The sequence below is a fragment of the Candidatus Planktophila limnetica genome (genome assembly GCF_002288365.1).
Taxonomy (GTDB): domain Bacteria; phylum Actinomycetota; class Actinomycetes; order Nanopelagicales; family Nanopelagicaceae; genus Planktophila; species Planktophila limnetica.
In genome coordinates, this window is sequence record NZ_CP016782.1 from 722,406 (window position 1) to 748,626 (window position 26,221).

Here is a 26,221-nt window from a genome sequence, read left to right on the forward strand (position 1 = left end):
TATCTTTGCCTACCTGTCAAGCATCTTCAATAACGCCTGTGGCCATATCAATTTTCGTTGAACTTGTGCTTGCTAGGAATTCATAAACTATTCCAGCAATCTTGTCTCCAATACCCGGAGTCATAGCTATATCTTCAAGAGTTGCTTTCTTGAGTGCTGCGACTGAACCAAAACGTTCCAGTAAAGCGTTTCTGCGGCTCGGTCCTAATTGTTCAATCTCATCAAGAATTGATTCCAACATAACTTTTGAACGCCTTGATCGGTGAAAGGAGATTGCAAAGCGATGGGCTTCATCACGAATTCGTTGTAATAGATAGAGGCCTTCACTGGTGCGCGGCAAAATGATTGGATCAGTTTGCTCTGGCACCCACACTTCTTCTAATCGTTTGGCTAAGCCACATAAAGCAATATCGGCTATTCCTAACTCGTTCATAGCTCGTTGAGCAGCACTGACCTGCGGTGCACCACCATCGACCACAATGAGTTGAGGTGGGTATGCAAACTTACTTAACTTTCCACCAGCTTGAATTATCTCAGCGCTATCTACAACTCGATCGTTGAGCAATCTTTTTAATCTTCGAGTAATAACTTGATGCATCGCACGGGTATCATCAAAACCATCTTTGGTATCGATAATGAATCTGCGATATTCGCTCTTTTTTGCAACCCCATCTTCAAAAACCACCATAGAAGCCACAACTGAAGTGCCAGAAATATTTGAAATATCAAAACATTCGATGCGTAGAGGTGTTTTTTCTAACCCCAACTCTTCTTCAATCTCCAAGAGCGCCTTACCCGACACTGCCGCATCACTTGCTCTCTTGCTCATGAATTGAACAAGTGCGTAGTGAGCGTTGCGCTTGACGGTTTCAAGTAATTCAACTTTGTCGCCCCGTTGTGGAACCTTAATAGTTACTTTGCTGTGGGCAAGAGATGTCAGCCACTGCTCAAGAGATTCGACATCTGCCGGCTGTGAATTTAAATATATTGATTCAGGTATTTCAGTCGTTTCAGTGCCATAAATTGAAAATAACAATGAAGCCCACTGATCATCTCCTTCTAAAGTGTGTTCCTGATTAACAATCCAGGATCGTGATCCCTTAATAGAGCCGCGACGTAACATGAAGATCGAACCAGCCGCGTGTAAACCTTCTTCGTGGATCGCAATGAAGTCACCATCTAACTCATCAGATAAATTGCCCTGTGTTGAACGTTGCGCCTTTTCAAAGGATTCAATTTGATCTCTAATCCGAGCGGCTCGTTCGAACTCTTCTCGTTCTGATGCTGACTGCATCTCTGATTGCAGAGCTGGCAGAAGATCCTGCATCCCAGCTTCCATGAATGCATCAAGTTTGTGAACTATTTCTTTGTGCTCTTCAGGTGTAACCCACCCAACACAGGGAGCAGCGCACTTACCAATGTCGCCTAACAAGCATTGGCGTTTGCTCTTCTGTGCCCGCGCAAAATTGCCGGCGCTGCACGATCTCACAGGAAATACCTTTAACAAGATATCGAATGTATTACGCAGAGCCCATGCATTTGTATATGGCCCAAAGTATTTAAGTCCGGGACGCTTTTCTTTTCTTGTGACAAATATTCTTGGGAATTCATCTTGCATTGAAATTGCCAGATATGGATATGACTTATCATCTTTGAATTGAACGTTGTAAGTGGGGTGATACTGCTTTATCCATGAAAATTCCAAAGCTAATGCTTCTAACTCCGTATTAACAACAGTCCAGTCCACACGTACTGCCTCATGCACCATTCGATTGGTTTTATGCGCAAGATTGGATTGAAAGTATGAACTCAGTCGATTCTTCAGATTCTTGGCTTTGCCAACATAAATCACTTTCTCGCTCTTATTATAAAAACGATAGACGCCAGGTTCTTCTGGTATCTCGGATGGACGATAACTGGCTGGATCGGCCATAACTACTTCTTCTTCGCAGGTGCTTTGCGGTTTGTTTTCAAAATCTCAGACAAGAAGTGTCCTGTATAGCTAGCTGCTATTTTTGAAACTTGTTCAGGTGTTCCTTCTGCAACAACTGTTCCTCCTCGGAATCCACCCTCAGGGCCCATATCAATAACCCAATCCGAGGATTTAATAACGTCTAAATTGTGTTCAATAACAACAACAGTGTTTCCTGACTCCACAAGGCGATTTAGAACACCTAATAACTTATTTACATCTTCAAAGTGCAGTCCTGTGGTTGGCTCATCTAATACATAAATTGTGCGCCCAGTTGATCGGCGCTGAAGCTCTGTTGCAAGTTTGACGCGTTGGGCTTCTCCACCAGAAAGTGTTGGCGCTGATTGTCCCAAGCGAACGTACCCCAAACCAACATCGCATAAGGTTTTAAGGAAACGAGAAATTGTAGGCACAGATTCAAAGAAAGTATGGGCTTGCTCAATCGGCATATTGAGAACATCGGCGATAGTTTTGCCTTTGTAGTGAACCTCTAAAGTTTCGCGGTTATAACGCGCACCATGACAGATTTCGCAAGGTACATACACATCTGGCAAGAAGTTCATCTCGATCGTGATGGTTCCATCGCCAGAACAGTTCTCGCAGCGCCCACCTTTTACGTTAAACGAAAAGCGCCCTTGTTGATATCCGCGAACTTTAGCCTCTGTTGTTTCAGCAAAAAGCGCACGGACTTTGTCAAAAACGCCTGTGTAGGTGGCGGGATTAGAACGAGGTGTACGACCAATTGGTGATTGATCAACGTGCACCACTTTATCTAACAGATCAACGCCAGTAACAGTGCGATGGCGACCTGGAACTATGCGGGCGCCATTTAGTTTGTTAGCTAAAACGCTATATAAAATATCGTTTACTAGCGTTGATTTTCCAGAACCACTGACGCCTGTTACGGATACAAATACTCCCAGTGGTATTTCAACATCTATATCCTTCAGGTTATTCTCTTTAGCGCCCTTGATGACCAACTTACGTTTGGCATCGAGTGCTCGACGTTTACTCGGTATCTCAATAGATTTACGTCCACTTAAGTAAGCCCCAGTTATGGATTCTTTAGAATTAATCAGTGATTGATAATCACCTGAAACAACAACTTTTCCACCATGTTCGCCGGCGCCCGGGCCAATATCTACAATCCAATCCGCAGCGCGGATCGTCTCTTCATCATGTTCAACAACGATCAAGGTATTTCCCAGATCGCGCAGACGAGTGAGAGTGTCAATTAACCTGCGGTTATCTCTTTGGTGTAAACCAATGCTTGGTTCGTCCAATACATAGAGCACGCCAACTAATCCAGAACCAATTTGAGTAGCCAGACGAATTCTTTGAGCTTCACCACCTGAAAGTGTTGCTGCCGGACGCGCTAAGGAGAGGTAATCCAACCCGACGTCTAGTAAGAATCCCAGGCGAGCATGTACTTCTTTCATCACTCGCTCAGCAATCTGTGCTTCGCGGGCATTGAGTGAAATCTTTTTTAAGAACTCTGCGCAATCCGCAATGGATAATTCACATATTTGAGCAATCGATAAATCCCCCACTGTCACAGCAAGAACTTCTGGTTTTAACCGAGCGCCCTTACAAACCGAACAAGGAATCTGGCGCATATACGCTTCATATTTTTCACGACTGTAATCACTATCAGTTTCACCGTGTCGTCTATGAATAAATGGCACAACACCTTCAAAACCACTTGTGTGGTTGCGAACTCGCCCATAGCGATTCTTGTACTTCACATGTACTTCGTATTCATATCCATCAATAATCGCTTCTCGAGCTTTTTCAGGTAAGCGCTTCCATGGAGTATTTAATGAAAATTTCACATCTTCAGAAAGCGCTTCAAGTAATCGAAGGAAATACTCAGAAGATTGACCGCCTGACCACGGCGCGATGGCTCCTTCATAAATAGAAATCGAATCATCAGGAATGATGAGTTCTTCATCTACTTCTAGTTTTGTACCTATGCCCGTGCACTCGGGACATGCACCAAAGGGAGAGTTAAAAGAAAATGATCGCGGCTCTAACTCTTCAAATGAAAGATTGCAGTCATGACATGCAAGATGTTCGCTAAAGGTGCGCTCTTTATCTGCGCCCTTCGCGTCCACAAAATCTAGTAAAACGATTCCGGATGCAAGGCGAAGGGCTGTTTCGATTGAATCCGTTAAGCGTGATTTCGATTCTGCTTTAGCGCTCAAGCGATCAACCACAACCTCGATTGTGTGTTTTTCTTGCTTCTTTAATTTTGGAGCATCACTTAAGGCAACGATCTGCCCATCAATACGCGCGCGGGCATAACCCGAGGCAATGAGCTCTGCGAATAAATCTACAAACTCACCTTTACGCGCTCGAACAACTGGCGCCAAAATCTGAAACTTTGTTGTTGGCGGCATAGTAAGAATTTGGTCAACGATTTGTTGTGGGCTTTGACGCGTGACCGCTTTGCCACAACTAGGACAGTGCGGACGTCCTGCTCGTGCAAAGAGAAGGCGCAAGTAATCATAAACTTCTGTAATTGTTCCAACTGTTGAACGTGGATTGCGGTTCGTTGATTTTTGATCAATTGAAACGGCAGGTGATAAACCTTCAATGAAATCAACATCAGGTTTATCCATCTGTCCTAAGAATTGGCGCGCATATGCTGATAAGGATTCAACATAGCGACGTTGGCCTTCAGCGAAAATCGTGTCAAAAGCCAGACTAGATTTTCCTGAACCAGATAGCCCTGTGAACACGATCAACGATTCACGAGGTAACTCAATTGAAACGTCCTTGAGATTATGTTCGCGAGCACCGCGCACGATTAACTTATCGATGCTCATTAATGCCCCGCTTCCTGCATGGCTCTAAGTTCTTTTTTAAGATCTCTGATTTCATCGCGCAATCGGGCCGCCAACTCAAAGGATAGTTCTGCCGCAGCGCTTCTCATCTGATCAGTGAGCGACTCTATCAATGCGACTAACTCTTGGCGCGGCAAAGATCCCGCGTTCTTGCTGCGCAAACCAATTGGCGGTGCACCTGCTGACCTAGATTTGCGACCCGAAGCAAGTAGTTCATCGGTGTCATCACTTTCTCGATTAATCAGATCAGTAATGTCCGCAATTTTCTTACGTAATGGCTGCGGGTCAACACCACGTTCGAGGTTATAGGCAACTTGTTTTGCTCGGCGTCGATTGGTTTCATCGATTGCTTTTGCCATGGACTTGGTGATGTTATCTGCATACATGTGAACTTCACCTGAGACATTTCGGGCCGCACGACCAATAGTTTGAATCAGTGAAGTTGCAGATCGCAAAAATCCTTCTTTATCAGCATCGAGAATTGCAACCAAGGAAACTTCAGGCAAATCCAAGCCTTCTCGCAATAGGTTAATTCCGATTAACACATCAAATTGTCCGCTACGTAGTTCACGCAACAATTCAACTCTGCGCAAAGTATCAACTTCTGAGTGCAAGTACTCAACTCTGATTCCTTTTTCTTGCAGGTACTCAGTGAGATCTTCAGACATCTTCTTAGTCAAAGTTGTCACTAGAACGCGTTCATTCTTCTCGGTTCGAATCTTGATTTCGGCTAGCAAGTCATCAATCTGCCCCTTTATGGGCTTAACAATGATTTGAGGATCAACTAAACCGGTCGGACGAATAACTTGTTCCACAACATCGTTTTCAACTTTGCCTAATTCATATGGTCCAGGAGTCGCCGACAAATAAACCTTCTGCCCAACACGATCGAGAAATTCTGGCCATTTAAGAGGTCGATTATCTAAGGCGCTAGGAAGACGGAAACCATGTTCAACCAGTGTGCGCTTTCGCGATGCATCACCTTCAAACATGGCACCGATTTGTGGGACCGTTACGTGGCTTTCATCTATAACTACCAAAAAATCCTCTGGAAAATAATCTAGTAAACAATTAGGCGCCGAACCTGGATTGCGACCATCTAAGTGGCGAGAATAGTTTTCGATTCCAGAGCAGAAACCCAATTGCTCCATCATCTCTAAATCAAAAGTTGTGCGCATGCGAAGTCTTTGAGCTTCTAAAAGTTTGCCTTGCTTTTCAAAGAGATTTAACTGGATCTGCAATTCATCTGTGATCTCCCCCATCGCCCGCTTCATTGTTTCTGGGCCGGCGGCATAGTGAGTCGCAGGAAAGACATACATCTCTTCTTCTTCTCGAACAATTTCACCTGTAAGCGGGTTCAAGGTTGTGATGCGTTCGATCTCATCGCCAAACATTTCGATGCGAAGAGCCAGTTCTTCATACATAGGAATGATTTCAATCGTGTCTCCGCGAACTCGAAATGTTCCGCGTTCAAATGCCATGTCATTGCGCTTGTATTGAACATCTACGAATCGACGAAGGAGTACATTTCGCTCGATTTCATCTCCAACCCGCAGTTTGATCATGCGATCCACATACTCTTGGGGTGTTCCGAGTCCGTAGATACAGGAAACGGTTGCCACCACGATCACATCTCGTCTTGTCAGAAGTGAATTCGTGGCAGAGTGTCGCAAGCGCTCAACTTCGTCATTCACACTTGAATCTTTTTCAATGAAAGTATCTGTTTGCGGAACATAGGCTTCTGGTTGGTAATAATCATAATAAGAAACGAAATACTCAACAGCGTTGTTAGGCAAAAGTTCTCTAAATTCATTTGCCAGCTGCGCTGCTAAAGTTTTGTTAGGGGCCAGTACAAGTGTTGGACGTTGTAGCTTTTCGATCATCCACGCTGTTGTTGCAGACTTTCCAGTTCCGGTTGCACCGAGTAAAACAACGTCCTGGACGCCAGAGTTAATGCGCTTGACGATTTCTTCAATGGCAGCCGGTTGATCACCTGCTGGTATGTAATCACTGATTACTTGGAAAGGTTCAACCCGTCTTTGTAGGTCAGTAATCGGGCGCATACGCTGAACTCTATCTGCGCGGCTCTATATTTGCGCGCGAGGCAAAATTGTTGACTCCCAGACGTTCTCAACCTGGCGCAATAGTTCATCTTCGCCTGCATCGTTAGTAATTACACAATCTGCAATGGCTCGACGCTCTTGCTCTGAAGCTTGTGACGCCATTCTCTTTTCAATATCTGAGTGAAACATGCCGCGATCGCGTAACCGTTGTTTTCGCAAATCTGCTTGAGATTCAACTGTGATGACGAAATCAAAACGATCGGCAGCGCCAGTTTCAACCAAGAGCGGAATTTCATAGACCAGAATCTGACCCGGAGTTAGGCTAGCAACGGCCTCTTCAAATTCGACGCGAATTCGAGGATGGATGATTGCTTCAAGATCTTTCTTAGCTTGCGCATCTTCAAAAATCACCTGACCAAGAGCGGTGCGATCGATGTCTCCATTTTTTAATATAGAGTCACCGAATCGAAGTAAAACTTCATCAAAACCTTGCGAACCTCGTTCAATAGCTGCGCGCGCTAATTGATCAGCATCGATAACAATTGCGCCGAGTTGCGAGAAATATTGGGCTGCGAGTGATTTACCCGAGCCAATACCGCCAGTGAGTCCTATTACGAAGGCCACTAGAAATTACTCTGCTGCTACCTCAACAGGTGTTGCAGCGGCATCAGCAGCTTTGGCTTCAGCCTTTTGCTTCTTATGAGCTAAGAAGCGCTCCTGTGCAACTGCATATTCTTTCTCCCACACTTCGCGCTGGGATTCATATCCCGGCTTCCACTCTTGAGTGTCAGCATCGAAACCTTCAGGATAAATGAATTTGCCGTCAGCATCGTAACGAGCAGACATTCCGTATTGAGTTGGATCGAATGCTTCGATTTCAACTTCTTGTCCCTCATTTGCTTGCTTGAGAGATAGTGAAATACGACGACGTTCTAGATCAATATCAATGATCTTTACAAATAGTTCGTCATCAACTTGAACTACTTGCTCAGGAATTTCAACGTGGCGCTCTGCTAATTCAGATATGTGAACAAGTCCTTCGATACCTTCGTGCACACGAATAAATGCACCGAATGGAACGAGCTTGGTAACAACACCTGGCACAACTTGATTAATTGTGTGTGTGCGAGCAAATGCTTGCCATGGATCTTCTTGTGTTGCTTTCAGAGAGAGTGAGACACGCTCGCGCTCAAAATCAACTTCGAGAACTTCAACTGTTACTTCATCGCCGACTTCAACAACTTCACCTGGGTGATCGATGTGCTTCCATGAAAGCTCTGAAACGTGAACGAGTCCATCTACTCCACCAAGGTCAACGAATGCACCAAAGTTAACGATGGATGAAATTACGCCTGTGCGAACTTGACCCTTTTGGAGTTGGTTCAAGAAAGTCGTACGAGACTCAGATTGTGTCTGTTCAAGGAACGCGCGACGTGAAAGAACTACGTTGTTGCGATTCTTATCTAATTCAATAATACGTGCTTCAACCTGCTTGCCAATATAAGGAGTTAGATCGCGAACACGGCGCATCTCAACAAGTGATGCTGGAAGGAAGCCACGAAGACCGATGTCAACGATGAGACCACCCTTAACAACTTCAATAACTGTGCCGATAACAACTTCATCGCGCTCTTTCTTGCCTTCGATGTCTCCCCATGCGCGCTCGTACTGTGCGCGCTTCTTAGAAAGAATTAAGCGGCCTTCTTTATCTTCTTTTTGTAGAACTAATGCTTCAATTTTGTCGCCAACTTTTACAATCTCATTTGGATCAGCGTCGTGACGGATCGATAATTCGCGGGAAGGGATTACGCCTTCTGTCTTGTAACCAATGTCAACAAGAACTTCTTCGCGATCTACTTGAACAACTGTGCCTTCGACGAGATCTCCGTCGTTAAAATTTCTAATTGTTCCTTCGATGGCGGCTAAGAAATCTGCCGCAGATCCAATGTCATTAACTGCAATTACTGGTGAAGTAGTCAAAATGCTCCGTAGGGATAGATGAGTAGTAGGGACAGGGAGCGCTAAGGGTACGGTTTTACGCAATGCAAGGTCAATTCCGTGCGTATAAATAGCCTCATCCCCCAGTGCAGATGGATAGAATCGCAGGAAATGCATAGATATAGAGAGTTGCTGCGATATCCGAACGCATGGGTATTAATTTTGGCTGCCCTGCCTGCACGCATCTCATACGGCATGATCGGTCTGGCTATTTTTTTCAAGACTGAACAAGAGACAAATTCGGTTGCAATAGCTGGATTAGCAATTGGTATTAACTCATTAGCTGGATCAATCACCGCAGGTTTGCGCGGTTCGATCATGGATAAATATGGTCAACGTTGGCCCCTTCGTATCTTTGTTCCATGCTATTCAGCAATGTTGCTCGCGCTAAACATGGCCCACGACCGAAGCATCCTTTTAATTGCAGCATTTGTTCTGGGTATTACTGCTCCTCCAATTAATCTCTCCGTGAGGCCTCTTTGGAAAGATGTTGTGCCACCAGATTTTCTAAGAGTGGCATACGCCGTTGATTCAGCAATAATGAACTTCGCTTTTTTTGTTGGCCCTGTACTTGCAACAACTCTTGCTCTGTCTTCACATCCGGGTTCAGCACTTAGCACGGCATCGGCGCTGATGTTTATCGGTGGAGCGGCTCTTGGTCTTAGTTCAATATCAAGAAATTGGATACCAGAGAAAAAAGTTAAGGGCGCCGTCACCTTATGGCGTTCAAAACCATTGAAACTGCTGATGATTGAAGGCTGCTTTATTGGTTTTGGTTGGGGATTATTCGATGTTGCAATTCCCGCTTATGCAACGCTTGAAGGTGTACCGCAGAGAACTGCGTGGATATTTGGCGCAATGGGTGTTGCAAATGTTGTGGGCGGTTTACTTGCTGGACTTGTTTCCAAAAACCGTTCCGCACTTTCCACCATGCGCAAAACGTATTTCGCGTGGTTCATTGTTTCGATTCCCATTGCTTTTACATATCCAGGTTGGTCTATGGCGCTCTTCGGCGCAGCACTTGGTTTAGTAGGCGGTGCGATACAAGTTTTCTACTGGGAAGTTATGGAAGCTGTTCGACCAAAGGGTTCTCAAACAGCGGCCCTAGGTTGGCTATGGAGTGTTGAAGGAAGTTTCATGGCACTTGGCGCAGCCCTTGGCGGCTATCTATCCGAAATGTTTTCACCACGCCTTGTTCTCGCAACAACATCTGTATGCATCGGTATCGGTTTCATTGTCTTATCTCTTGGGCGAAATCGCCTCAAAGAAGCCGATCGTATTCCAGAAGCCGATGAGGATTTAGAAGCGATGAAACTTAACTTACCAACTACTAATTAGTGCGCTGCTTCATTCCAACTAGAACCAATACCAATACTGACATCTAGCGGTGCCTTTAATTCAAATGCAGTTCCCATGCCTTTTCTTACCAAATCTGAGAGAAGCTCTACTTCACCAGGTGCTACATCGAAAATAAGTTCATCATGAACCTGCAAGAGCAATTGCGATTTCAATTTATTCTCTTTGATCAGGCTATCAACATTGAGCATTGCTTTCTTAATAATGTCGGCTGCTGAACCCTGAATGGGAGCATTTAAAGCCATCCGTTCTGCAACTTCTCTGCGTGGACGATTATCACTAGTTAGATCCGGCAAATATCGTCTGCGACCCATAACTGTTTGGGTGTAACCAACTTTGCGCGCTTGATCGACAACATCGCTTAAGTAATCCCGTATTCCTCCAAAGCGAATAAAGTATTTGTTCATTAACTCCTGTGCGGCACTAGCAGATAAATCCAATTGAACGGCTAATCCATATGCACTTAAACCATAAGCCAAGCCATAAGACATTGCTTTCATTTGACGACGCATCTCAGGATCTACTTCACTGGCTTTCACACCAAATACCAACCCTGCAACACTGGCATGTAAATCTTCACCTGATTCAAATGCTTTGAGTAGCGCTGCATCATTGGATAAGTGCGCCATTATTCGCATCTCTATCTGACTGTAATCAGCGGTGAGCAATGATTCAAAGCCTTCACCAGCAATAAAGCACTCTCTGATTCTTCGTCCTTCCTCAGTGCGCACTGGAATATTTTGAAGATTTGGACCTACCGAAGATAAGCGCCCTGTTGCTGCAACTGTTTGGGCAAAGTGAGTATGGATTCGGTTCTTCTTTGTGGTTTCAGTGAGTAAGCCCTCAACGGTTGCGCCAAGCTTTTTTGTTTCACGCACACGAAGCATTGCTGCCAGAACTGGATGCTTGGATTTTTCAAAGAGCCAGTTCAGGGCATCAGCATCTGTTGTGTATCCGGTCTTGATCTTCTTTGTTTTAGGTAATTTGAGTTCATCGAATAAGACAACTTGTAGCTGCTTGGGCGATGCCAGATTGAACTCGTGGCCCACAGCATCGTGGGCAATCTTTGTCTGTGTTGCGCTCTCTTTTTCGAAAAAGATTGCCAGCGATTCAAGTTTCTTTCGATCCACGCTAATTCCACGAGATTCCATAACGGCTAATAATTCAGAAATGGGCATTTCGAGTTCGCTAAATAACTCCGCTAATTGCCTAACCTTTAGTTCTTTTGCAAGTGAGTCTCGCACGGTGAAAAGTAAGCGAGCATGACTATGTAGCGCACTCTCTGGAGAGCTCTGATCAATCTGTGATCCATCACCCCAACGTTCGATAATGTCTGAAAAATCCAAACTACGCGTGCCGGGATTTACTAGATAAGCAGCAAGATTTGTATCAAAGGAAATATTTGAAAATGGGTAATTACGAGAAACTGACTTAGCATCATGTGCAATCTTTTTAGTCAATTGATCACTCGCCCACTCACCCATCTTCGATGAGTGCACGATGAAGGATTCTTTGGCACTCAGTGCAACGCAATATCTGTGCAGAGTTTCACCTTCAAGATCGAATGCAATCGCAATCTCGCCACCGTGGGCTGCAATTTTCTTTGAAGCTTCTTCGGGTGTGAGCACATTTGAATCAAATGGCGTTTCAAAGAGAGTGTCCGAACTTACTGCTGCTTTGATTTTTTCCGGCACCTTTTTTAGCAACGGCGTTAAGCGATCTCGCAACGTTCTAAACTCTAAATTTTCAAAGAGCGGAATAATCAATTCGTCATCTGGGCCGCTCCAGGCAAGTGCGTCAACTTCAAAGTTAAATGGAGCATCGTGTACCAGCTGCGTTAACTCTCGATTACGAATGACGTTATCGATGTTATCTCGCAAAGATTGACCCACCTTGCCACCCAAGGTATCCACGTTGGCCAATAACTCTTTAAGTGAACCGAAATCAACAATCCACTTTGCCGCTGTTTTTTCTCCAACACCGGGTACCGATGGCAAATTATCACTTGGGTCCCCGCGCAGCGCGGCAAAATCTGGATACTGCTCGGCGCTCATGCCATATTTGTCTTGAACCGCCTGCGGTGTCATTCGTGCCATCTCACTCACACCGCGCTTTGGATACAAAATAGTGGTGTGCGAATTAACTAATTGAAAACTATCTCTATCCCCCGTGCAGATCAAAACTTCGCATTGCTGCTTTTCCGCTCTTTTAGTAATTGTTGCAATGATGTCATCTGCTTCATAGCCTTCAACCTCAAATTGTTGTATTCCAAAGGCAGAAACCAATTCATGTAAGTAGCTCATCTGCGAACGAAATTCATCGGGAGTTTTGGAACGATTGGCCTTGTACTCTGGAAAAATATCGCTTCTAAATGTTTTGCGTGATACGTCAAATGCCACCGCAATGTGAGTTGGCTTTTCCTCCTTGATCAGAGAAATCAGCATCGTGGCAAAGCCATAGATTGCATTTGTATGTTGACCCTGCGCGGTTGTGAAGTTCTCAGCAGGAAGGGCAAAAAATGCTCGATACGCCATGGAATGACCATCGATGAGCAGAAGGCGTTTGGTCATGTGCGCATCCTATGAGGCAAGTTAGACTAGAGCCTATGGAACAAGCAGACTTTCTAGCGATGATTCGCGAACGCGGTAGCGGTGCTTTAGATAAAAAAATGGGAATTGAAATTATCGAGGCATCCCCACAACGCCTTGTCGGAACTATGCCTGTTGAAGGTAACACTCAGCCAATTGGGTTATTACATGGTGGCGCCAATGTTGTTTTGGCTGAAAGCCTTGGTTCAGTCGGTACTCAATTACACGCAGGCCCTACACGTCGCATTGTCGGTGTTGATATCAACGCAACACATCATAAATCTGCGACAAAGGGAATAGTCACAGCTGTTGCAACTGCTGTTTCTTTAGGTAAAACGATGTGCTGCTATGACATTGTTATTACTAATGATGAAGGACAACGAACCTGTACAGCGCGTATTACTTGCTTGATTCTTGCTGAAAGATAAAACGCAAAGAAATTAGTGTGCGCCAGTTCCAAGGTAAGCCGCACGCACAGCAGGATCGTTAAGCAAATCTGAAGCCTTCGCTTCTTTCACCACATGGCCCACTTCTAATACATAAGCACGATGAGCGCGCTGCAAAGCTTGCTGTGCGTTTTGCTCAACAAGAAGAATAGTCGTTCCAGTTTTATTGATTTCGGTGATGATGTTAAAGATATTTGCGATCATCAATGGTGCGAGGCCCATTGAAGGTTCATCGAGTAACAAGACTTTTGGTCTAGCCATAAGCGCGCGACCGATTGCAAGCATCTGCTGCTCTCCACCGGAGAGAGTTCCCCCGATCTGAGAAATACGCTCTTTAAGGCGTGGGAAAAGATGGAAAACTTTATCTAAATCTTCATTCATCTCTGCTTTACGACTTTTTCGGTTGTACTTACCCATTTCAAGATTTTCTAAAACGCTCATACCGATAAAGATCCCGCGACCTTCAGGTGCTTGCGATAAACCAAGATCAGCTCGCTTGTGTGCAGGCATCTTTGAGATGTCTTCACCATTGAAAATAATCTGACCACTAGATACTGGTCGCAGCCCAGAAATTGTCTTAAGCATTGTTGTTTTGCCCGCACCATTTGCGCCAATGAGCGTGACAATCTCACCTTCATTAACGGTAACGCTAATGCCTTTAATTGCTTCGATCTTGCCGTAGTGAACGTGTAGATCCTTAATTTCAAGACGCATCAGCAGGTGCTCCCAAATACGCTTCGATTACACGTGGATCGTTTTGAACAACCTTAGGAACATCATCAGCAATCTTTTGACCAAAATCGAGAACCGCTACGCGATCTGAGATATCCATAATCAGTGACATATCGTGCTCAATGAGAAGAACTGTGAAACCAGCGTCTCTGATCTTTCTAATTGTTGCAGCTAGAGCAACTTTTTCTGCTGGATTAAATCCTGCTGCAGGTTCATCGAGTAAAAGTAACTGAGGATTTGTAGCTAATGCACGAGCAATTTCAAGACGTCTTTGATCACCATAAGGCAAGTTCTTTCCTAGCTGGCCTGCACGGTGCTTAAGCCCCATGAATGCGAGTAATTCCATTCCACGTTCTAGTGCAGCCTTTTCTTCGCGGCGTGATCGAGGAGTTCCAAATATTGCTCCAACAACACCTGACTTAGAGTGAACATCTGCTCCTGTAACAACATTTTCCAGTGCAGTGCTCTCGCCAAATAAGCGAATGTTTTGAAATGTGCGAGCGATGCCCATCTTGGTTACTTGATAACGCTTCTTGCCCACAACAGATTGGTTCACAAAATTTACTTCGCCAGAAGTTGGTTTGTAGACACCAGTAACAACGTTAAAGACCGTGGTCTTACCAGCGCCATTTGGACCAATGAGGGCAGCAATTTCACCCTTGTTCACATGAAGATTAACTTCATTTAAGGCTGTAACTCCACCAAATTTCATGGTGACATTTTTGAGTTCAAGCAAAATTTCTGACATTACTTGATGCTCCCTTCACCAGATTCTTCAACTGTGTGCCAATTTGGATCAAAGTGCTCACGCTTTTTCTTTGGCAAAATTCCATCTGGTCGCAAGTTCATCATGACAACTAGTGCAATACCGAAGACCAAAATACGAGGTTGGCTTAGGAAACGGATTCGCTCCGGAGTAAATGCCAAAAGCGCTGCTCCAAGAATGACGCCCCAGAGGTTTCCAATTCCTCCGAAAACCACACACGCCAAAATCAAAATCGAAACGTTTAAGTTAAATTGATCTGGAACGATAGAAAGAATTTGAGATGCATACAACACGCCACCTGCACCGGCTACTGCTGCTCCAAGTACGAATGCCCATACTTTGTATTTCAATGTATTAACGCCCATCAACTGAGCAACGTCATCATCTTGACGAATCGCATCCCACGCACGTCCTGGGCGACGCGCAGCAATGCGACGCACCATCCAAATGACAAGAAGGGTGAAGGTTAGAAGTACCCAGTAATAAGGTTTTGGATCAAGGATTGTGAACTTTGCCTTGAAAACATCTGGTGGAGTTGGAATTCCTGCAATGCCACGTGGGCCACCAATTGCTTCAATATTTACAGCAACAATACGAACGATTTCTCCAAAGCCAAGGGTCACGATTGCTAAGTAGTCACCACGCAAACGAAGTGTTGGGGTTCCTAACAAGACACCAGAGGCCATTGATAGTGCGATACCGATTGGAAGAATTTCCCAGAAATTCAATGAGGTGTGTGTTCCCAGAATCGCCATTGTGTAAGCACCGATTGCAAAGAAGGCTACGTAACCCAGATCTAGAAGACCACTCTTGCCAACAACAATATTTAATCCAATAGCCATCAATACATACATACCCACTGGATAGAAGAGAACTGATTGGAAATCAGAGCCTGGAGTATCAATGAGTGGATTATTTAGAAAAGGAAGCGCATAGAAGAAAGCAATAAAGCTAATTGACAGGGAAACTCTTCGCCATTTAGGTGAGCGTTCCCAGTACTCCGCAGCATGATCGCGAAGGTTATAACGAAACTTCTTATCAGCCATTAGACCCTCGCCTGCTGAATTGATTCTCCAAATAAACCTGTCGGCTTAATCAGCAGAACCAAAACTAGAATCAAGAATGAGATAACTGCTTTCCATGCTGTACCAAAGACTGCGCTTGTGTAGGTTTCCAATACTCCTAATACAAAGCCACCGAAGAGTGCTCCCTTGAGGTTTCCAATACCACCAAGAACGGCCGCAGTAAATGCGCTAATACCTAAGAAAAAGCCCACTTTGAATGATGTGTTTTCATAAACTAGCATGTAGAAAAACGATGCCGCTCCAGCCATCATTCCGCCGGCAAGGAATGTCACCGTAATAACTTTATTAATGTTTACACCCATCAAAGTTGCTGTGTTCTCATCCATTGATACCGCGCGGATGCCCTTGCCATATCGTGACTTTGAGATGAATCGCTCCAGGGCAAACATCATCAAGGCTGCTGCGACAATGACGATCACCTTGTCATTTCGAATATCAGCACCGGCATAAGAGAATAGAAAAGTTTTATCCATAATGCGTGGGAACTCACGAGGAAGCGAATCTGTAATGATTCGAAATGCCTCAACTAGTGAGATAGAAACACCAATAGCTGAAATAAGTGTTGCTAATTTAGTAGCGCCTCGTTGACGCAATCTGCGATAGGCAATGATTTCTACTAAAACCGCTGTAACTGCCGAAGCAATCATCGCTGCGAGTAAACAGACTAAGAGCGTGAAAATCATTCCCCAGCCAGTGCGTGGGTCATCTTCTACTTTTACGCCCATAATTCCTGATGCAACAAGGGCTGAGAAGGTACCGATCATAAATACTTCAGAGTGTGCAAAGTTAATGAGGCGAAGAACGCCGTAAACAAGTGTGTAACCAAGTGAGATCAACGCATAAATAGCACCGAGTGCGAGACCATCAAATGTCAGCCCCCAGAACGCATCACGCAGGAGTGCAAAATCCATTTCTCACCCAATCCTTATAAGAGTCGGAGTCGGTGATTTCTCACCGACTCCGACCGATCTTACAGAAGAACTACTGTCTTTCTAGTTACTTAATAGCACCTAGAAGAACAAGCTTTCCGTTCTTTACGATGAAGCCATTTACGTCAGCACCAGATACTTCACCTTCAGCGTCAAACTTAAGTGTCTTTGAAAGACCCTTGTGTGACTTTGTAGATACGTACTTGTTGATGCTTGCACGATCAGTGTTTCCAGCCTTGATTGCATCAAGGAAGAAGTTAGCTGCATCGTATGACTCTGTTGTGTAAACGCCAGGCTTCATGCCCATCGCTGTCATTTCAGCAGCAAGCTTTGGAGATGCTGTCTCAAATGGGATTGCTGGGGCAGTTAGAAGTGCACCTTCTGCTGACTTACGAGCCAACTTAACGAATTGATCATCAAGTGTTCCGTCGCCAGATGCGAAAGTGATCTTTGAACCTGAGTCACGGAGCTGCTTTACGAATACAGCAGCTTGTGAGAAGTAACCTGAGTAGAACACAGCAGTTGCCTTTGACTTCTTGATCTTGGCAATTGTTGCTGTGAAGTCAGTTGTACCTGTTGGTGTTACATCCTTGCCGACAACGCGGCCAGCAAGTGTGATGTCAACTGTCTTTTGTAGGCCAACTGCATAGTCAGATGCGTCATTTACCAAGAACACTGTTGCCTTCTTGTTCTTTGACACGATCAAACGTGCTGCTGCTGGACCCTGGTAATCATCTGTCAACACCGCACGGTGGAAGATTGACTTACCGAAAGATGGAAGTGTTGGGTTTGTAGCAGATGGTGTAATGATTGAAAGTCCTGCTGATAGGTACACAGGTAGTGAAACCTTTGAAGCACCTGAATAAGCTGGACCAACAAGTGCAACTACACACTCTTCGGCTGCAACCTTAGGAGCGATTGGACCAGCAACTGCTGGATCTCCTTGGTCATCAACTTCGTAAACTACTGGGTCTACGTTTGAACCCTTATTGGCTTTTAGGAACTTTGATAGTGCGAACTTCACACCATTGAGTTCGTTGATACCCAATGCGGCTTCAGGTCCTGTTAGTGGACCTTGGTATGCGATTTTTAGCTTGCCAGAGCACGCTGCATTAGCTGCTGGTGCAACAGCAACAGCTGTTCCAACAACGAGTGCAACAGTTGCAATAGCGGAGATGATCTTCTTCATGTATTGCCTTTCCTGTTCTTTTGTCCCGGGACAGGGAGATGGAAAGGGTAATGGCAAGGGGCTCCTTCGGACAAGCCGAGTTGAGCGTGAAAGATTACGGAGAGATAACTATTTGGCGCTTATTGGCCTTCAGGAACCGCACTTGGCGATAGGACCGCTTCAGCCACAGCCTTCATACTTAATCGCCGATCCATGGCAGCTTTTTGAATCCATGAGAAAGCTTCTGGTTCACTTAAATTTAAGGCTTGCATCAAAATACCTTTTGCTTTGTCAACTAATTTGCGCGTTTCTAATCGTTCATGCAAATCTGCAACTTCATCCGCTAATGATTTCATTTGTGTGTGGCGGCTAATGGCAATTTCAATAGATGGAATCAAATCATTGATAGTAAATGGTTTAACAACGTAGGCCATGACACCGGCATCACGCGCACGATCTACTAACTCTTTTTGACTAAACGCTGTGAGCATCAGAACAGGAGCAATTGAAATAATCTCTTGCGCGGCAGATATTCCATCTAGCACCGGCATCTTCACATCAAGTATTGCTAAATCTGGCTTGTGTTCTTTTGCTAATTCAATCGCTTCTGCCCCATTAGTTGCTTGGGCAACAACGTCATAGCCAGATTCGGTAAGCATTTCTACTAAGTCCATGCGAATGAGCGCTTCATCTTCGGCGACCAAAATTCGTAATTTGTTCATGTGCCTCGAGTCGGATTCGAACCGACACTATGCAGTGTTTGAGACTGCCCTCTCTACCGTTGGAGTACCGAGGCGCAGTAAAAGTCTAACGCCAATTCTTGAATCAGAGAAAATGTAAGCGTAATTAACGATAGGCAGGGGCAACGCCACCAACAGCGTCACCAACTATATGTACGCGCATCGCATTTGTTGATCCTGGAATTCCAGGAGGAGAGCCCGCAACAATCATTACGTTTTCTCCCTTCTTCACTCGTCCGCTTTCAATCAAAAGAGAGTCGACTTGTTTAACCATGTCATCTGTGTGCTTAACCATTTCAGAGATAACAGGTTCCACGCCCCAAGTAAGTGCCAATCGGTTATAGGTTCCAACTTCTGGAGTCAGTGCCAAAATTGGAATAGCCGAACGTAAACGAGACATGCGACGAGCGGAGTCTCCACTTTGCGTAAAGGCAACTAAATACTTCGCTCCAACAATTGCACCTACCTCAGTGGCAGCCTTTGTAATTGCGCCACCTTTGGTGCGAGGTGCATTAATGATTGGACGAATACGTTCTAGGCCGCCTTCTTCAGTCTTTTGAATAATGCGAGCCATAGTTTCAACGGCTTCTATCGCAAATTCGCCAACACTTGTTTCGCCAGAGAGCATCAATGCATCGGCACCATCTAATACAGCATTGGCACAATCTGTGGCCTCTGCGCGAGTGGGACGTGAATTAGTAATCATCGAATCTAACATCTGTGTTGCAACGATGACTGGCTTGGCAGCATCCCGGGCAAGTTCGATGCAATGTTTTTGAACAAGTGGAACATCTTCAATAGGTAGCTCCACGCCAAGATCGCCGCGAGCAACCATTATTCCATCAAAAGCCGCAACGATTCCTGGCAAGTTTGTTACTGCTTGAGGCTTTTCAATCTTTGCAATAACTGGAACTCGAATGCCTACTTCATCCATGATGCGATGAACATCCTTAATATCATCGGCGCTTCTAACAAATGAAAGGGCAATAAAATCTGCGCCTGCTTTTAATCCCCACCGTAAATCCTCAATGTCTTTTTCTGAAAGCGCAGGAACGGATACTGCAACACCGGGCAGATTGATTCCTTTGTTATTGCTAACTGCCCCCGGTTCGATCACCTTAGTAATAACATCTGTCTTGGTCACCGAAGTTACTTCGACAGTTACTTTTCCATCATCGATTAATATGCGATCTCCTGCTTTGCAATCCCCCGGTAAACCCTTGTAGGTGGTGCCTACGCGATCTTTTGTACCTTCAATATCATCGGTAGTAATTGTAAAAACATCGCCTCGGGATAAATCATGCGGACCATTAGCAAATCGAGCCAATCTGATTTTTGGGCCCTGTAGATCAACGAGTATCGCCACAGGCACGCCAGCTTTTTTTGCAGCGTTTCGAACAGCATCGAGTCTGCTCTGGTGTTCTACGTAAGTTCCATGTGAAAGATTTAAGCGGGCCATATTCATACCAGCTGCAATTAGTTGCTCAACTTTGCCATCAGCTTCAACAGCTGGTCCCATGGTGCAAACAATTTTCGCGCGGCGCATGTGCTGAGTCTATCTATAAAACTAGTGAGCGGTCTGTCGGTGCAATTGGTGCATGCAACTGGGATTTTTCATCTGTGAGATAGGAATCAACTGCTGCTGCAGCACTTCGACCTTCAGCAATAGCCCACACAATCAGCGATTGTCCGCGCCCTGCATCTCCAGCAACGAAAATACCTTCAGCCGTTGTTTGAAAATTAGCATCGCGCTTAATGATTCCGCGATCATCGAGTTCTACTTCTAGCTGTGTGAGTAACTCATTTTTTTCTGGACCTGTGAAACCCATTGCAAGGAATGCGAATTGCGCTGGGATTTCTCGTTCGGTTCCAGGAACAGGTGAGAATTTGCCATCGACAAATTGAGTTTCAACTAATTTGAGCGCACGTAGATTTCCCTCAGCATCTCCTAAGAATTCTTCTGTGCTAATTGAAAAAATTCGATTATCTAGTTCTTCGTGTGCACTTGAAACTCTAAATATCATCGGATACGTCGGCCATGGCGCACTTGTTGGCCGTTCATCAGTTGGACGAGGCATGATCTCTAATTGAGTAACAGATTTCGCACCTTGACGAATTGCAGTTCCAAGACAATCTGCTCCTGTATCGCCACCACCTAAAATAATGACATCTTTACCCTCAACATTTATTGAACCTTGTGCAATCTCACCAAGTGCTTCTTGATTACCCCACGGCAAATACTCCATCGCCTGATAAACACCTTTGAAATTTCGGCCCGGAATATCTAATTCACGCCACTGCGTTGCACCCACTGCCAGCACAACGGCGTCATAACGTGAGCGAAGTTGCGCACCAGTTAAGTCAACACCGACATTTACACCTGGTCTAAATCGAGTTCCTTCTTTTTCCATCTGCACAAGACGGCGATCCACAATGTGTTTTTCCATTTTAAACTCTGGAATTCCATAGCGCAGTAGCCCGCCAATTTTTTCACCGCGTTCAAAAACCGCAACAGTGTGTCCGGCCCGAGTTAGTTGCTGAGCCACTGCTAATCCGGCAGGGCCTGAACCAACTACTGCAACAGTTTTACCTGATAAGCGATCTGGTGGTAAAGGTTTAACGTTGCCAGAACCAAATGCTTCTTCAATCGTACGTAGTTCTACCTGTTTAATAGTTACAGCGTCGGCATTAATCGCAACGACACACGCCGTTTCACATGGTGCAGGACACAAACGACCTGTGAATTCTGGAAAGTTATTTGTGGCATGCAAGCGATCGATGGCACCTTCTTTATCCCCACGCCACAACAAGTCATTCCATTCGGGAATGAGATTTCCTAGTGGGCATCCCTGATGGCAAAAGGGAATTCCACAATCCATGCAGCGCCCTGCTTGTTTTTGTAGGTGCTCAAAACTTTGTGGTTCATACACTTCGTTCCAGTCTTTTATACGAACATCTACTGGTCGACGCTTAGGTAGCTCACGCGGAGTGGATAAAAAACCCTTTGGATCAGCCAAGAGCGGCCACCTCCATTACGTATTGATCAACAGGCAAACCTTCGCGATTGGCTTTCTCGATTGCATTGAGAACTCGTGCGTAATCTCTTGGCATAACCAAGGAGATGCGTCCAAGTGCTTTATCCCAATCGGCGAGTAAATCATGAGCAATGACAGAACCTGTTTCAACTTCAAAGGATGAAATTAAAGCGCGCACAATCTCTTTTTGATCATTTGGAACAGCGAAGATATCAACCATGTCTTGATTTACTTGAGCATGATCCAAATCCAAAATGAAAGCGCGTCCGCCAGACATTCCTGCTGCAAAATTTCTACCTGTGCGACCTAGAACTACAACTGTGCCGCCAGTCATGTATTCACAACCATGATCGCCAACACCTTCAACAACTGCAATGGCACCTGAATTTCGCACACAGAATCTTTCACCAACCATGCCACGAATCAAGATTTCACCAGATGTTGCGCCGTATCCAATAACGTTGCCAGCAATCACATTCTCATGAGATGCGAATTGCGCTTTCTCATCGGGGCGAACAATTACTCGCCCGCCAGAAATACCCTTTGCAACGTAATCATTAGCATCGCCGTAGAGACGAATTGTGAGTCCACGTGGAATAAATGCGCCCAGTGATTGCCCTGATGAGCCATGTAAAGTCACATCGATAGTGTCTGGGTCTAATCCATCTGCACCGTAGGTGCGAGTGATCTGTGAACCAAGCATTGTTCCTACTGTTCGATTTACATTTCGAATTGGCAAATCTATTCGAACAGGCTCTTTAGATTTCAAAGCGGCTGCAGATAATTCAATAAGTTTGTTATCGAGGGCATTTACTAAACCGTGATCTTGAGTTGTTATGCGATGCAGGGCGCTATCAACATCTGGGCGCATAAGAAGTGGTGCAAGATCTAATCCATGAGCTTTCCAGTAATTAACAGCGTCTCGAGTATCTAGATATTCGACGTGACCAATGGCTTCCTGAAGAGTCTTAAATCCAAGTTGAGCGAGAAGTTCTCGCACTTCTTCTGCGATGTATTCAAAGAATGTTTCAACAAATTCTGGTTTACCAGTAAAGCGCTTACGCAGCTCTGGATTTTGTGTTGCAACACCAACAGGGCATGTATCTAAGTGACACACGCGCATCATCACACAACCTGAGACAACTAGCGGCGCTGTCGCAAAGCCAAATTCTTCGGCGCCTAACAGAGCTGCAATTACGACATCTCGCCCAGTTTTTAGCTGACCATCTGTTTGCACGACGATTCGATCGCGCAAACCGTTGAGCAATAAAGTTTGTTGAGTCTCAGCTAACCCAAGTTCCCATGGTGCACCTGCATGCTTAAGTGAAGTCAGTGGAGAAGCACCAGTTCCGCCATCGTGTCCAGAGATTAAAACAACATCAGCGTGTGCCTTACTCACACCTGCCGCAACTGTTCCAACGCCTACTTCGGCAACTAACTTAACGTGAATACGCGCATCCTTATTTGCATTCTTAAGATCATGAATTAACTGAGCAAGATCTTCAATTGAATAAATATCATGATGCGGTGGAGGCGAAATTAAGCCAACACCCGGTGTTGAGTACCTAACTTTTGCAATCCACGGATACACCTTGTTACCTGGCAGTTGTCCACCTTCGCCAGGTTTTGCGCCTTGCGCAATTTTAATTTGAATGTCATCAGCATTAACAAGATATTCACTTGTCACGCCAAAGCGGCCGCTAGCAACTTGCTTAATAGCTGATCGCTTTGAATCTCCATTAGCCATCGCAACATATCGCTCTGGGTCTTCCCCACCTTCACCTGTATTTGATTTAGCACCGATGCGATTCATTGCAATTGCCAATGTTTCGTGAGCTTCTTGTGAGATGGATCCATAAGACATGGCGCCTGTTGAAAAACGCTTGAGAATTTCTGAAATTGGTTCTACTTCATCAATTGAAATCGCCGTATGTTCTTTGAAAGCAAAGAGTCCGCGCAGAGTCATTAACGCTTTGCTCTGTTCATCAATTTTGTGGGTATATCTTTTAAATATGTCATAACGCTTCGCGCGAGTTGAATGCTGCAAAGTAAATACAGTTTCCGGATCAAATAGATGTGGTTCACCTTCACGGCGCCATTGATATTCACCACCGATTGGAAGTCGGCGTGAACCTGGTACTTCACCGCCAGGTGGATAAGCAATGTGATGGCGCGCAATGGTTTCTTTAGCAATGATGTCTAAGCCGATGCCACCTAGGCGAGATGTAGTTCCTGTGAAGTATCGATCTACTAAATCTTGGGACAAGCCAATGGCTTCAAATACTTGTGCACCTGTATAAGAAGCGATTGTTGAGATTCCCATTTTCGACATAACTTTGAGAACGCCTTTACCCAGACTCTTAATGAGGTTTGCAACAGCTTTTTCTGGGGTAATTCCTGTGATAACTCCTTGCAACACTAAATCTTCGGCGCTTTCCATAGCAAGATAAGGATTAACAGCTGCTGCGCCGTAACCAATAAGTAATGCAACGTGGTGCACTTCTCGCACATCGCCAGCTTCAACTACAAGTCCAACAGTTGTGCGAGTTTTTTCGCGAATCAAATGGTGATGCACTGCCGATGTAAGCAACAGTGATGGAATCGGTGCATCCTCTGCATCGCCATCGCGATCAGATAAAACAATAATGCGCGCACCGCCTGCAATAGCGGTGGATACTTCGGCTGCAATTTCATCTAAACGTTTACGAAGTGATTCTCCCCCACCTGCAACCTGGAAGAGCCCACGGACAACATAAGTTTCTAATCCTGGATATTCACCATCAGCATTTACGTGAATAATCTTTGCTAATTCATCATTGTTTATCACAGGAAAAGCCAATGAAATTTGTCTACACGATTCAGGTCCTGGATCTAAAAGATTATGTTCTGGTCCAACTGATCCACCAAGACTTGTCACCAACTCTTCACGGATAGCATCTAAAGGTGGATTTGTAACTTGGGCAAATAATTGTGAGAAGTAATCAAAAAGAAGTCGTGGTTTTTCAGAAAGAGCAGCAATAGGCGAATCTGTTCCCATGGAACCAAGCGGCTCTGCTCCATTTTTAGCCATGGGTGTTACCAAAATGCGTAATTCTTCTTCTGTGTACCCAAATGCACGTTGTCTGCGAACAACTGATGAGTGGGGATAAATAATATGTTCACGTGGAGGTAACTCATTGAGCTTCATAATTCCATCGTGAAGCCACTGACCATATGGCGCACTCTTTGCCAAGGTATCTTTGATCTCTTCATCTTCAATAATGCGTCCTTGTTCAATGTCAACAAGGAACATTTTTCCTGGCTGCAAGCGACCTTTGCGCGCAATTTCATCTGCAGGAATATCAAGTACTCCTACTTCACTTGCAAGTACAACTAAGCCATCTTTAGTAATCCAAAAACGTGAAGGACGTAAACCGTTTCGGTCTAACACCGCACCAATTTGATGACCATCTGTAAAAGTCACGCAAGCAGGTCCATCCCACGGCTCCATAAGGGATGCGTGAAATGCGTAAAAATCTCTGCGCTCTTGTGACATAGAAGTATGGTTTTCCCACGCTTCTGGAATCATCATTAATACAGAGTGAGCAAGTGATCGTCCACCCAAATACAACAGCTCGAGTACTTCATCAAAGGAGGCGGAGTCACTACCTGTTGGATCCACAATAGGAAAAATTCTCTTTAGATCTCCAGGAATTACATCGCTCTGCAACAAAGTTTCGCGTGCACGCATCCAATTTCGATTTCCCTTAACGGTATTAATTTCGCCATTGTGTGCAATGAAACGATAAGGATGCGCAAGAGGCCAGGACGGGAATGTATTAGTTGAAAAACGAGAGTGAACAAGTGCCAGAGGTGAAATTACTCTTTCATCACTGAGGTCAGGAAAGAACTCTTCTAATTGCCCTGTTGTAAGCATTCCCTTGTAGACAATAGTTTTAGAAGTAAGGGATGGAAAGTAAATAGGCAAAGAGTGTTCTGCTCTCTTGCGCAGACAATAGGCAAGTCTGTCCAGTGTGATGCCTGATTCGTTTTTCAAACCAGCGACAAAGACTTGTTCAAATCGTGGCATGACTGAAAGAGCAGTTTTACCTAAAGCCGATGAATTAATTGGCAGCTCGCGCCACCCTAAAATCTTTAATCCTTCTTCTGCAGCTATCTTCGCAATTGAATCTTTAACATCAGCACTGGGTTCAATAAAGCCAATACCGGTTGCATAGGATCCTTCTGGTGGTAGTTCAAAGGATAGAACTGCGCGATAAAAAGCATCTGGAATACAAATAAGAATTCCTGCGCCATCGCCGCTATCTGGTTCTGCCCCCGATGCTCCGCGGTGTTCTAGATTGCGAAGCGCGGTTAAACCCTTTGCAACAATTTCGTGTGTTGCTACTTTATTTATGGTTGCAACCATCGCAACACCACAAGCATCATGCTCGTTGGCAGGGTCATATAACCCTTGTGCAATTGGATAATTGGATTGCAAACTCATTTTTACAAAGA

Annotated in this window: 17 protein-coding genes and 1 tRNA gene; 2 read left to right on the forward strand and 16 right to left on the reverse strand. The window is 44.9% G+C overall.

Annotation, left to right across the window (positions count from 1 at the left end):
- Positions 1 to 16: 16 nt before the first annotated feature.
- The 5 genes from uvrC to rpsA are packed head-to-tail and all read right to left on the reverse strand — an operon-like array spanning position 17 to position 8,861.
- On the reverse strand, positions 17 to 1,933 hold the full coding sequence (gene uvrC / locus PHILAsVB114_RS03895) for an excinuclease ABC subunit UvrC (protein WP_095698079.1): 1,917 nt from the start codon (positions 1,931 to 1,933) through the stop codon (positions 17 to 19).
- 2 nt (positions 1,934 to 1,935) lie between these two features.
- Positions 1,936 to 4,800, reverse strand: a complete 2,865-nt coding sequence (gene uvrA, locus PHILAsVB114_RS03900; protein ID WP_095698080.1) for an excinuclease ABC subunit UvrA — start codon at positions 4,798 to 4,800, stop codon at positions 1,936 to 1,938.
- Positions 4,800 to 6,881 carry an excinuclease ABC subunit UvrB gene (gene uvrB / locus PHILAsVB114_RS03905; RefSeq protein ID WP_095698081.1) on the reverse strand — a complete coding sequence of 694 codons (2,082 nt, stop codon included), beginning with the start codon at positions 6,879 to 6,881 and terminating at the stop codon, positions 4,800 to 4,802. The genes uvrA and uvrB overlap by 1 nt, the downstream gene beginning before the upstream one ends.
- A gap of 24 nt (positions 6,882 to 6,905) precedes the next feature.
- Positions 6,906 to 7,505 (reverse strand): dephospho-CoA kinase, encoded by a 600-nt coding sequence (gene coaE / locus PHILAsVB114_RS03910; protein WP_095698082.1) that lies wholly within the window; start codon positions 7,503 to 7,505, stop codon positions 6,906 to 6,908.
- Positions 7,506 to 7,511: 6 nt separating this feature from the next.
- Positions 7,512 to 8,861, reverse strand: a complete 1,350-nt coding sequence (rpsA, locus tag PHILAsVB114_RS03915; RefSeq protein WP_095698670.1) for a 30S ribosomal protein S1 — start codon at positions 8,859 to 8,861, stop codon at positions 7,512 to 7,514.
- A gap of 129 nt (positions 8,862 to 8,990) precedes the next feature.
- On the opposite strand from rpsA, the gene PHILAsVB114_RS03920 reads away from it, so the two are divergent.
- A complete protein-coding gene (locus tag PHILAsVB114_RS03920; protein ID WP_095698083.1) occupies positions 8,991 to 10,217 on the forward strand; it encodes an MFS transporter in 1,227 nt (408 codons plus the stop codon).
- On the opposite strand, the gene polA is transcribed toward PHILAsVB114_RS03920, so the two are convergent.
- Positions 10,214 to 12,805, reverse strand: coding sequence for a DNA polymerase I (gene polA, locus PHILAsVB114_RS03925; RefSeq protein WP_095698084.1), 2,592 nt, complete (start codon positions 12,803 to 12,805; stop codon positions 10,214 to 10,216). The genes PHILAsVB114_RS03920 and polA overlap by 4 nt on opposite strands.
- A 35-nt stretch (positions 12,806 to 12,840) precedes the next feature.
- On the opposite strand from polA, the gene PHILAsVB114_RS03930 reads away from it, so the two are divergent.
- Positions 12,841 to 13,251, forward strand: a complete 411-nt coding sequence (locus PHILAsVB114_RS03930; RefSeq protein WP_095698085.1) for a PaaI family thioesterase — start codon at positions 12,841 to 12,843, stop codon at positions 13,249 to 13,251.
- Between the two features lie 12 nt (positions 13,252 to 13,263).
- On the opposite strand, the gene PHILAsVB114_RS03935 is transcribed toward PHILAsVB114_RS03930, so the two are convergent.
- The 10 genes from PHILAsVB114_RS03935 to gltB form a co-directional block, all read right to left on the reverse strand.
- Positions 13,264 to 13,983, reverse strand: a complete 720-nt coding sequence (locus PHILAsVB114_RS03935; protein WP_095698086.1) for an ABC transporter ATP-binding protein — start codon at positions 13,981 to 13,983, stop codon at positions 13,264 to 13,266.
- Positions 13,973 to 14,749 carry an ABC transporter ATP-binding protein gene (locus tag PHILAsVB114_RS03940; protein WP_095698087.1) on the reverse strand — a complete coding sequence of 259 codons (777 nt, stop codon included), beginning with the start codon at positions 14,747 to 14,749 and terminating at the stop codon, positions 13,973 to 13,975. The genes PHILAsVB114_RS03935 and PHILAsVB114_RS03940 overlap by 11 nt, the downstream gene beginning before the upstream one ends.
- Complete coding sequence (locus tag PHILAsVB114_RS03945; protein ID WP_095698088.1) at positions 14,749 to 15,813, reverse strand: branched-chain amino acid ABC transporter permease; 1,065 nt, start codon at positions 15,811 to 15,813, stop codon at positions 14,749 to 14,751. Before PHILAsVB114_RS03945 ends, PHILAsVB114_RS03940 begins: the two co-directional genes overlap by 1 nt.
- Complete coding sequence (locus tag PHILAsVB114_RS03950) at positions 15,813 to 16,763, reverse strand: branched-chain amino acid ABC transporter permease (RefSeq protein WP_095698089.1); 951 nt, start codon at positions 16,761 to 16,763, stop codon at positions 15,813 to 15,815. The genes PHILAsVB114_RS03945 and PHILAsVB114_RS03950 overlap by 1 nt, the downstream gene beginning before the upstream one ends.
- Positions 16,764 to 16,848: 85 nt before the next feature.
- Positions 16,849 to 17,970, reverse strand: a complete 1,122-nt coding sequence (locus PHILAsVB114_RS03955; RefSeq protein ID WP_095698090.1) for a branched-chain amino acid ABC transporter substrate-binding protein — start codon at positions 17,968 to 17,970, stop codon at positions 16,849 to 16,851.
- Positions 17,971 to 18,089: 119 nt separating this feature from the next.
- Entirely contained in the window at positions 18,090 to 18,671 is a 582-nt protein-coding gene (locus PHILAsVB114_RS03960) for an ANTAR domain-containing response regulator (RefSeq protein WP_095698091.1), read from the reverse strand.
- Position 18,672: 1 nt separating this feature from the next.
- Positions 18,673 to 18,745, reverse strand: a tRNA-Leu gene (locus PHILAsVB114_RS03965).
- Positions 18,746 to 18,795: 50 nt separating this feature from the next.
- On the reverse strand, positions 18,796 to 20,235 hold the full coding sequence (pyk, locus tag PHILAsVB114_RS03970) for a pyruvate kinase (RefSeq protein WP_095698092.1): 1,440 nt from the start codon (positions 20,233 to 20,235) through the stop codon (positions 18,796 to 18,798).
- Between the two features lie 13 nt (positions 20,236 to 20,248).
- Positions 20,249 to 21,706, reverse strand: a complete 1,458-nt coding sequence (locus tag PHILAsVB114_RS03975) for a glutamate synthase subunit beta (protein ID WP_095698093.1) — start codon at positions 21,704 to 21,706, stop codon at positions 20,249 to 20,251.
- Positions 21,699 to 26,210 (reverse strand): glutamate synthase large subunit, encoded by a 4,512-nt coding sequence (gene gltB, locus PHILAsVB114_RS03980; RefSeq protein WP_095698094.1) that lies wholly within the window; start codon positions 26,208 to 26,210, stop codon positions 21,699 to 21,701. Before gltB ends, PHILAsVB114_RS03975 begins: the two co-directional genes overlap by 8 nt.
- Positions 26,211 to 26,221 lie beyond the last annotated feature (11 nt).